8 protein-coding genes are annotated in these 9,288 nt (G+C 51.2%); 5 read left to right on the forward strand and 3 right to left on the reverse strand.

Annotated elements, in window-relative coordinates; genetic code table 11:
* Nucleotides 1–284 precede the first annotated feature (284 nt).
* The 3 genes from D5S03_RS06740 (at nucleotide 285) to D5S03_RS06750 (ending at nucleotide 2,884) form a co-directional block, all read left to right on the forward strand.
* On the forward strand, nucleotides 285–707 hold the full coding sequence (locus D5S03_RS06740) for a universal stress protein (protein ID WP_287043117.1): 423 nt from the start codon (nucleotides 285–287) through the stop codon (nucleotides 705–707).
* A 98-nt stretch (nucleotides 708–805) separates the two neighbouring features.
* On the forward strand, nucleotides 806–2,608 hold the full coding sequence (locus D5S03_RS06745; RefSeq protein ID WP_287043118.1) for a YeiH family protein: 1,803 nt from the start codon (nucleotides 806–808) through the stop codon (nucleotides 2,606–2,608).
* Nucleotides 2,609–2,620: 12 nt separating this feature from the next.
* Nucleotides 2,621–2,884: a hypothetical protein gene (locus D5S03_RS06750; protein WP_287043120.1), complete on the forward strand. Its 264-nt coding sequence runs from the start codon at nucleotides 2,621–2,623 to the stop codon at nucleotides 2,882–2,884.
* 412 nt (nucleotides 2,885–3,296) lie between these two features.
* Here the strand turns inward: D5S03_RS06750 and D5S03_RS06755 are convergent, their stop codons facing one another.
* The 3 genes from D5S03_RS06755 to D5S03_RS06765 form a co-directional block, all read right to left on the reverse strand.
* A complete protein-coding gene (locus D5S03_RS06755) occupies nucleotides 3,297–3,899 on the reverse strand; it encodes an NF038143 family protein (protein ID WP_008868363.1) in 603 nt (200 codons plus the stop codon).
* A 324-nt stretch (nucleotides 3,900–4,223) separates the two neighbouring features.
* Complete coding sequence (gap, locus tag D5S03_RS06760) at nucleotides 4,224–5,246, reverse strand: type I glyceraldehyde-3-phosphate dehydrogenase (RefSeq protein ID WP_287043121.1); 1,023 nt, start codon at nucleotides 5,244–5,246, stop codon at nucleotides 4,224–4,226.
* Nucleotides 5,247–5,375: 129 nt separating this feature from the next.
* A complete protein-coding gene (locus D5S03_RS06765; RefSeq protein WP_287043123.1) occupies nucleotides 5,376–5,936 on the reverse strand; it encodes a GAF domain-containing protein in 561 nt (186 codons plus the stop codon).
* A 456-nt stretch (nucleotides 5,937–6,392) separates the two neighbouring features.
* On the opposite strand from D5S03_RS06765, the gene D5S03_RS06770 reads away from it, so the two are divergent.
* Both D5S03_RS06770 and trkA read left to right on the forward strand, forming a co-directional pair.
* The gene (locus D5S03_RS06770; protein WP_287043125.1) at nucleotides 6,393–7,568 is read left to right on the forward strand and encodes a cation:proton antiporter; all 1,176 of its coding nucleotides are present in this window, start codon (nucleotides 6,393–6,395) and stop codon (nucleotides 7,566–7,568) included.
* A gap of 66 nt (nucleotides 7,569–7,634) precedes the next feature.
* Nucleotides 7,635–8,999, forward strand: a complete 1,365-nt coding sequence (gene trkA, locus D5S03_RS06775; RefSeq protein ID WP_287043126.1) for a Trk system potassium transporter TrkA — start codon at nucleotides 7,635–7,637, stop codon at nucleotides 8,997–8,999.
* Nucleotides 9,000–9,288 lie beyond the last annotated feature (289 nt).

Below are 9,288 nucleotides of genomic sequence, written 5' to 3' on the forward strand. Positions count from 1 at the left end.
GAGAAGTCAATGCTTTTGTAAAGATTATTTCTACTTACTTCCTTACTTATGCCCCAGTGCCAACCTTAGTTGGCACCAGCACCCTCAACACAGCACCAAACATCATTTTTTTACCATGAAAACAAGCCTCCCTTTGTTTGTGCAACACCCTAACCTGTTATAATAGCATTGTTTTTTTATATAGTGACACGAAACACAAACTATGGCCCATATTTTGCTATAAAGATGCAGGTGGACCGGAGCAACTTACTATAAACCCTATACTATTTTTAAGGAGTGGACTTATGAACCTGTTAGTTCCGCATGATGGATCCGAGTTTGCAAACAAGACTATGGACAAGGCAATAGATTTTTGCCGAAAATTGGGTGGAGGCAAAGTTTATTCTGTTGTAGTTGTGCCTGACCTTTGTATTTCATTCGTAGGAAGAGATGAATGCAATCTACTGGAAAGCACTCTGCAAAAAGAAGGCAACGAAATCAAAAATAATGTGCAAGGCAGGCTAACTGAAAAGGGTGTTGATGGGCAGGTAATGATCAAGTCAGGCGCTCCAGAAAAGGTAATTCTCGAGACTGCAGATGAAGTGAATGCTGATTATATAGTTATGGGCGCATCCGGGTCACATGGAGCAGATGCAAGAGGAGTGCTTGGAGGGGTAACCTGCAAAGTCATAAACACTGGAAAAAGAAGTGTCATAGTTATCAAATAATTTTCAGTAAAGATACCTTTTAGAAGACGCGACGGTATTTTTTTGCAGTCACATATTTTATACCATAACTATTTTAAATGAACAAGGAGATCTAAATCATGGCAGAACATGACAAGAAAGAAGCCCAGGAAGCCATCAAGGAAGAAATGGCTGCAGCATCTTCCACCGGCAAGGGCAGAGACTGGTCGCAACTGTGGAAGAAGGAAGACTGGTGGGCCAACTGGCTTGGTCTGGCCCTTCTATTATTCGCCCTTGTGGTCTTCTGGGGAGCAACTCCCTCGGACGCCCCAGAACAGCTGGCAGAACACGAGGCAGTGGTTGAGTACGAGGAAGAAAGAGCCCCCTTTGCCACTATAGAGCAGATCAAGGCCCAGGATGAACTGGACAGCATCCGGGCCAGGGACCATGGGCTGGGACCTGCAATGGGCTGGCTTATCCAGCGTCCCAGGGGCTGGGATGACAACCCTGTGCAAGCCTTCTACATGAGCGAGTCCAGGGCTGCTGAAATGCGTGAAGAGGCAAAGCCGGCATATGAAGAAGCCCAGCAGGCAACTGAAGAGGCCCTGGCTGAGGCTGAAGAGGCCCAGGCCGCAGCTGCAGAGGCCGATTTCGAGGATGAAGCCTTAAACGAAGAGGCCGTCAACGCCATCGATGCCTGGCTGGATGCCCGGGACGCAGAGTCCAGCGCCAGAAGCGATGCCAATGTTTCCGGCTACAATCTTATCCCCTCCATGATTCTGCTCATGATCTTTACCGGTCTCATGTTCGCCATAGGCATCAGCTTCATGGGCGGCAATGTGGGCACATTTCTGGTGGGCTATCCCATAGTGTTCATTATATCCATAATCGGATTCTTCATCGGCAACCACGCCATAGCCAGTGAATACGGCTTGAGCTATGTGCTGTGGTGTATTATAATTGGTCTACTCATCAGTAATACCATGAGTACACCTGGCTGGGTCAAACCAGCGGTTCAGACCGAGTACTACATCAAGACCGGACTGGTGCTTCTCGGGGGCAGCATTCTTTTCGGCCTGATCCTTATGATCGGTGCTCCCGGCATCGTGGTGGCCTGGGGTGTTACACCTACCGTTCTAATCATCGGCTACTGGGTGGGTAACAAGTACATCAAGCTGCCCTCCAAGCCCCTGAATATATGCGTGGCCGCAGCAGCAAGTGTTTGCGGTGTGTCCGCAGCCATCGCCGCTGCAGCAGCCTCCAAGGCCAAGGGTGAAGAACTGACTATCGCTGTCGGTCTGTCCTTAGTTTTCACCGCCCTGGGCATGTTCCTCATGCCGGCACTGGTCATGGCCGTGGGAATGAACCCCATTCTGGGCGGTGCATGGGTCGGCGGTACTGTCGACTCCACCGGTGCAGTTGTGGCCGCGGGCGAGCTTCTTGGCCCCGGAGCCATGTACACCGCAGCCACCCTGAAGATGATCCAGAACGTCATGATCGGTATCCTGGCTTTCGGTATCGCTGCCTACTGGGCCACCAAGGTGGAACGTGAGGGAAGCAATGTAGAGTTGACCGTGGGCGCAGCTCTGCGCGAAATCTGGGTCCGCTTTCCCAAGTTCGTTATCGGCTTTGTGGCGGCTTCAATCTTCTTTACCATCGTGTACGAAGCCATGGGTCACCAGATGGGCGAGACCATTGTCAGCGACGGCGTCCTGGGCGGATGGGCCAACCCGCTGCGGGCCTGGTTCTTTGCCATGGCCTTTACCAGCATCGGTCTGGCCACCAACTTCCGCGAACTGGCCAAGTACTTTGCCGGCGGAAAGATCCTGTACCACTATGTCTTCACCCAGGGCTTCAACGTCATCCTGACTCTGTTCCTGGCCTGGCTGATGTTCATGGTCTTCTTCCCCGGCGTAACTGAACATCTGATGGAAATCAGATAAACAGGGCAAGAAATGAACAATAAAGAAACCATTAAAGCCCCGGCCGATGCGAAAGCCCCGGCCGGGGCAAAAAGAAAATGGGCAAGGATCCTGGTGACATCCTCCCTGCTCCTGATACTGGGGATAGGCGTTGCCTACCTGCACAGCCTGCCTGTAGTCCAGGAGGTCAAACAGGCCTTCCGGGAAAGCGGCATAGATGTCAGTGCCTTTACCTACAGCGACGTGGAAGAGTACAGGGATGTCAAGTCCGGACTTCGGGCCGACCCGGTGAGATAAACCCCTCCATACTACACCAGTGTACGGGAGCACGGTCAAACAAGACCCTGCTTCCGTATACACAAAAAATCCTCCCGGCTGTCATGCAGCGCTTTCAAGTCATCCTGTCAAGGACAAACATGAAGCACACCACAAGTATAAAGCAGAGCAGAGAAAGAAGCACTCCCAGGGTCATGATCTTCAAGTCGGAAACTTTTTTGGGGCAATAAAGGCGAGCTTTGCAGGAAGTGCAGACGGTGTGATGGCTTTGCGCCAGGACCCCGCAACTCGGACATCTGCGGGGAGCAAAAATCCTGCGCTTACTTCTCCCGCTGTCGGGAGTTATGCCGGAAGGCTGATGCAACAAACCCATGGCAAACCTCCTGGAAACCCGGACGGGCTTCAGGGCAGCAGGAGCTGACAGCTTTATACGTCAGGAACTGAAAATGCTGCCGGCTTCCTGGTTGCGCAGTATGGAAGCTTGTTTTTCCATCTCCGAAACCACCTTGCGGCTGTCGTCACTGTCGTGAAAAGCATGCAGGGCGGCCTTGTTCACTTCTTTCTCAGCCTGGTTCAGCTTGTTCAAAAACTTCTTGTATTCATTTTTGGTCTTGTAGGCAGATCTGACCAGTTCGGGGTAATCCCTGCCGGAGCTTCGAAGAAGACTGCGGTAATGTTTTATGAGCAGGCGGATTTCCTCCATCTGCCTGTTGCGGACCTCCTGAACGTTGGGGCCGTCAACATCGTAGTCCGCAAAAAGATCCATCTCCCTTTCCTCTTTTTTTTCTCCGCGAACCAGTTCCTCCCTGGCCAGGTTGAGGGCATGCAGCTTGGTGCGTGTAAACCCTTGCTGAAAATTGGCCAGATTATTCTTATAGCGTTTTATATGGTTAGCATGGTAAATAAAAAGAATAGGCACCAAAAACATCCATACGCTCAATTTGGGCTTCTGGATAACAGAAGTCGCCAGGGTATGAGCAAACTGCTCCTCCCTTTGAAAAATTGCGGTGAACCTCTGCTCAAAATCCTGATCCATATCAGCCCCCTTAAAGACAACTACAATTTCAGCTCGGTCATTTCAATGTGTTTTTTTGCTGCACAGGTTTCTCATTTTAATAAAACTACAAAGAAACTTTGCGTGCAGCCCAGGTGATCTTTTTTGCGGCAAGGGCATTTCATGAAAGGCCCTTGCCGCCGGAAAACAGAAAAAACCCCGGGCATGTTTTTAATTTCAGACCGCCGGGGACTGGTTTAGTGTTTCTGATAGACAGCTGTTATGCTAAAGTCAAGCCAAAAGGGCAATAACCTGGCATATTCATTATCGCGTTTAGAATGATTCCCGGCCAACCAGCTGAAAATATCACAGCCCCTTATCAGCCATGTAGGCCACCAGGTCGCCGATGCGGCAGGAATAGCCCCATTCGTTGTCGTACCATGCATATATCTTGGCTATATTCCCGGACTGAACCATGGTGAAGTCGGCTTCTACAATCGATGAACGGGGATCGCCGATAAAATCTGATGAGACCAGCGGGTCTTCTGAATAGCCCAGGATGCCCTGCAGCGGGCCTTGCGCTGCACTCTTGAGTACTGAGCGCAAATCCTCGGTGCTTGCGTCGCGTTCCAGCTCACAGACGAAGTCCACCAGGGAAACAGTAGGTACAGGCACACGCACGGAGAACCCGGAAAACTTGCCCTCCATCTCAGGCATAACCAGTGCCACGGCCTTGGCCGCCCCGGTGGAAGTGGGGATCATGTTGCAGGCCGCTGCCCGGGCGCGTCGCAAATCGGAATGGGGCAAATCAAGTATGCGCTGGTCATTGGTATAAGCGTGGACTGTGGTCATGACCCCCTTGCTTATGCCGAAATGCTCGTGAACGACCTTGACCACCGGAGCAAGGCAGTTGGTGGTGCAGGAGGCGTTGGAGATGATGTGGTGTCTGTCCGGGTCGTAATCGGACTCGTTCACGCCCAGGACGATGGTTATATCCTCTTCCTTGGCGGGGGCGGAGATAATGACCTTTCTGGCCCCGGCCTCTAAGTGCATGGAAGCCTTTTCTTTGGTGCGGAAAATTCCCGTGCATTCCAGTACCACGTCTACGCCGAGAGAACCCCAGGGAATAAGCCTCGGATCGCGTTCAGCGCTGTTGTGCACAACAAAGTCATCACCTACGTGGATGGCGTCACCCTGGACGCTGATACTGGGCTCAAAAGGACCATAGCTGGTATCCCGGGACAAAAGATGGGCATTGGTGTTGATGTCGAAAAGGTCGTTCACCGCCACGACTTCAATGGTATCCCGGTGATATTTCCATATGGCTTTTAGTACCTGCCGCCCGATGCGGCCAAAGCCGTTTATTCCTACTCTTACCTTCTTGCTCATGTCTTCCTCCAGACGCACCTTTAGTGCGATATTTTAAATTGGCATGTATACCCGGCGCGTCCTCTGGTCCTCACGCCCGCGGGATCATTCATTTCTATAAAACGTAATGCATGTTATCATTAAAACCAGTTAGTCCTCAAAGACTTGGTATACATATTCGTTGGCCAGTTCGCTGGTCCGCTTCAGTGCGTGGTACATACGGGCGTTTTCCAGGGCTATGCCGCACAGGTTGGCAGTGCAGCTCAGAAAATCCAGTTCTTCATCGGTAAAACTGCGGGCCTGCCCTGAATATACCCGCAGAACGCCGATTATCTTGTCTCCCTGGGCTGTGAGCGGAACCACCAGCAGCGAGACTATGCCCTCTTCCGATGCCTGCTGCGGATATTGAAACCGGGGGTCGGTCCGCACATCTTCGATATAGACAGGCCTGCCTTCAAGGGCTTCCTGGTCCAGCTTGCTCTTGGCCACTTCCACAGTCCCTTTGTGGGCGTAACGTTCACTCAGGCCGTAGTAGGCATCTGGCTTGAGAACGGTGCCGGTTCTGTCCAGCAGCCGGATAAAGCAGCCCTTGGCGTTCATGGCCTTGGTGACCTGTTCCACAATCTGCCCCAGGACCTCTCTTGGTTCCAGTGAAGAATTGACTACCCTGGCAATCTTGTAAATGGTTTTATAGAGTTCTTTGGATTCCATGTTGTAACCTGCCTTTGTTTAAAATTTTGCGAAGTTTAGGCTCAGTTCATTCGAACATGGTAACTCTTAAATTCATAAAGGCCGCTGGTCAACCCGGCAGGACAGGACAATTGCCGGAGGCACCTTCCCCCGCCCGGGGTGCCTGGATATCAGGCCGGCAATAAAAACCTGAAACAAAAAAAACAAACCATATTTCCTGCTGGATGATAATATACAATCATGGTATGTATTGCATAACCATTGGAAAATACAGTTTAATCTCCACAACACCCTGTAACCCCTGTAAATTTGACAAGCCTGAATTCCCTCTCTTAAAATACGGGATCAGCGTATCGCTTACAAGCAACTACAGATTGAATTCAGCCATTTCATCATGTTGCTGTCACAATAAACCTGTCATTTTATTAACAGTTTATCCATATTTTTTATCAAGACTGTCTTCAGGGGATTTTTTGAATGGATTTTACTGAGAACCTGTTTCTCCTTGGAGGAGCAATGCTCCTCCTGTTTTTCCTGGTCAGCTATATTTTTCAGCGGCTGAAATTTCCATCACTGCTGGCCTATATTATTCTGGGAGTTGCCCTGGCCGGCCTGTTCACCCCCAGGGAACTGGATATAGTCGACCAGATCGCCCGGATGGGAATTGTCCTGCTCTTTTTTCTCCTTGGGCTGCATTTCCCTCTGGCCAGGCTGGTCAATATCTCCCGCCGTATATGGAAAGTCGGAGCCATGGATATCGGGATCAACTTTGGCGGCAGTTTTCTGCTTGCCTGTCTGTTCGGTTTTGATATTCTGGCCGCACTGATCATAGGTGGAGTAGCCTACGCCACCAGCTCCTCCATCACGGTGAAGATGCTGGAGGATACTAAGCGTACCAACACTCCTGAAGGTGAGTTCAAGCTGGCACTTCTGATTTTCGAAGACCTGGCTGCCCCGGTTCTGGTCTCTTTCCTGGTGGGCCTGACCCTGCACGGCGTAGTCACCCCGGGGGCCATCGCCCTTATTTTCATCAAGGTGGTGATCATCACCGCAGCCTCCATCCTCATGGCCTATTATGGCTTCCGCAGGCTGGACGTGTTTGTTCAAAGATACATGACCAGGGAGTTCATGCCCCTTTTTGCTGTTTCCATAGCCCTGATCTTTGCCGGCCTGGCCGAAGCCCTGGACCTGTCCAAGCTTCTGGGCGCATTCCTGGCCGGGGTAATACTTTCAGAAACCGGCACTTCTAAAGAACTGGGCAAAATCATCGCTCCCTTAAAAGACCTGAGCCTGCCTTTTTTCTTTTTCTGGTTCGGCACAACCATTACCCTGGGGACAGGAGTAATTTCCCCCGTCGCTCTGGTTGTCCTGGTTATCTGGGCTATTGCGGGCAAGCTTATTGTTGGATTCTGGGGAGGCAGGATTTACGGCCTTTCTTTCAAGGGAGCAATCCGGGCGGCCTTTTCCCTGGTTCCCCGGGGTGAGTTTTCTGTAGTCATAGCAGCTCTTGCCGAGCCGGTCCTGCGTGTTTTTTTGGGCATCTACATAGTAACCACGGCAACCATAGGCGTTTATCTGTTCCGTAAGGCCCCTGCCCTGGCTGACAGGATTGATCGCAGATTCGGCAGCAGGATCAAAAAAAAGAGTGCTTAAATTTTTATCCTTGCCGTTGACACCCTGGACTGCTGAAAATATAAGCCTCCTGGGAGGATATCTGTTATGCATATAGTAATAATAGGCGGAGGAGATGTGGGCCGCGAACTGGCCCAGAACCTGGCCCATAAGCAGCAGAAAATTGCAGTTGTGGAAAAGGACCGCGAGATAGCAGAGCAACTGGGCGAAGAACTGGATGTGGCGGTCATCATCGGCAACGGCGCAAACCTTGATATTCTGAATAAAGCCAAAATAAAAAATGCTGAAATGCTCATAGCCGTTACCGGCTCTGATGAAGTGAACATCATCGCCTGCATGATCGCCAAGAAGCTTGAGGTGAGCTTTACCGTCGCCAGGGTCCGCGACCCGGAGAGCGCCGGGAGCATTGACGTGGATACCCGGGGGCTGATCCATAAGCAGGTGGGCATTGACATGATCATCAGCCCGGAAAAGGCGGTGGCTCAGGAAATAGCCAAGACCATCAATTTTCCTGAAGCCGTAGAAGTGGAGTATTTTGCCAGGGGAAAGGCCATGATGGTTGCCACCACGGTAACCAGTGAGGCCAGGCTGGTAGATCAAACCCTTCAGGAACTGCCTTTGCCCAAAGGCTGCATTGTTGTGGGCATCAAGAGGCCCGACGGCGGTTTTGCCCTCCCTGGAGGCAGGGACAAAATACAGGTGGGGGACAAGGTATACCTTATCGGAAAAACCGACGTAATGCGCAAAGCCAGCCAGCTGCTGCACCATGAATCCAGACGGATAAAACGGGTGATTATACTCGGCGGTGGGGTCATCGGATACTCCCTGGCTTCCATCTTAGAATCAGACAAGCAGAACTCCTTTTTGGTCAAGATTATTGAAAAAGATGCAGAAAGGGTGCAGGAACTCAACAGAAAACTGAGCAGGACCACGGTCCTTCAGGGCGATGGTACCGAGGTTTCATACTTCAATGAAGAAGAAATAGCAGAGGCGGATATCCTGGTTGCGGCCACTGAGGACGACCGGACCAATATCGTTGCTTCCATCATGGGGCAGAAACTGGGGGTTCACAAAATCATTTCCGAGCTCACCAGGATCAGTTATGCCTCCACCTACGAAACCGTTGGAGTAGAGGAAACCATAAACCCGCACCTGATAACTGCGGCTCAGATCCTGCGCTTCACCAGACGTGAAGATGTCGTTTCTCTGTCTTTGCTCAAGGAAGAAGCCGCTGAAGTGATGGAGGTGATCCTGCCGGAGTCGGCATGTGTTGTGGGTCAAAGAATCGCCGAGGCGGATTTTCCCAGGGGACTGCTAATAGGGACCATAGTCAGAGGGGATGAAGTGATCGTACCGGACGGAGACACGGTACTGAAAGCAGGGGATCACCTGATCATCTTCGCCATTGCCTGCTTCCGGCTGGACCGTTTTTTTGCCTGCCCCAAGGACTGATTGCCTTAGAGCCTGCCCGGCATTAATCCTGCTGTCCGCACTCCACCATTATTGATTGCTCGACTTTTTGCAGGGGGAGCATTACGCGTTTCATAGGCACCCCCTGAATGGTTACGGCTAAGGAGGGGAGCTACACCGTGGCCTGGATTTGCTTGGGTGGTGAAAGCTTAGGCAACTCCCGGAAAATAGAATTATAAACCTGGGTGGGTGGCGACCTTTTAATTTTCCGTATGTTGCCCGGAACTCCCCATCCTGAAACTGTTACCTTATTTTCAGGTAGTTGCCTTAA

It is taken from the genome of Desulfonatronospira sp. MSAO_Bac3 (assembly GCF_003838035.1).
Classification (GTDB): Bacteria; Desulfobacterota; Desulfovibrionia; order Desulfovibrionales; family Desulfonatronovibrionaceae; genus Desulfonatronospira; species Desulfonatronospira thiodismutans.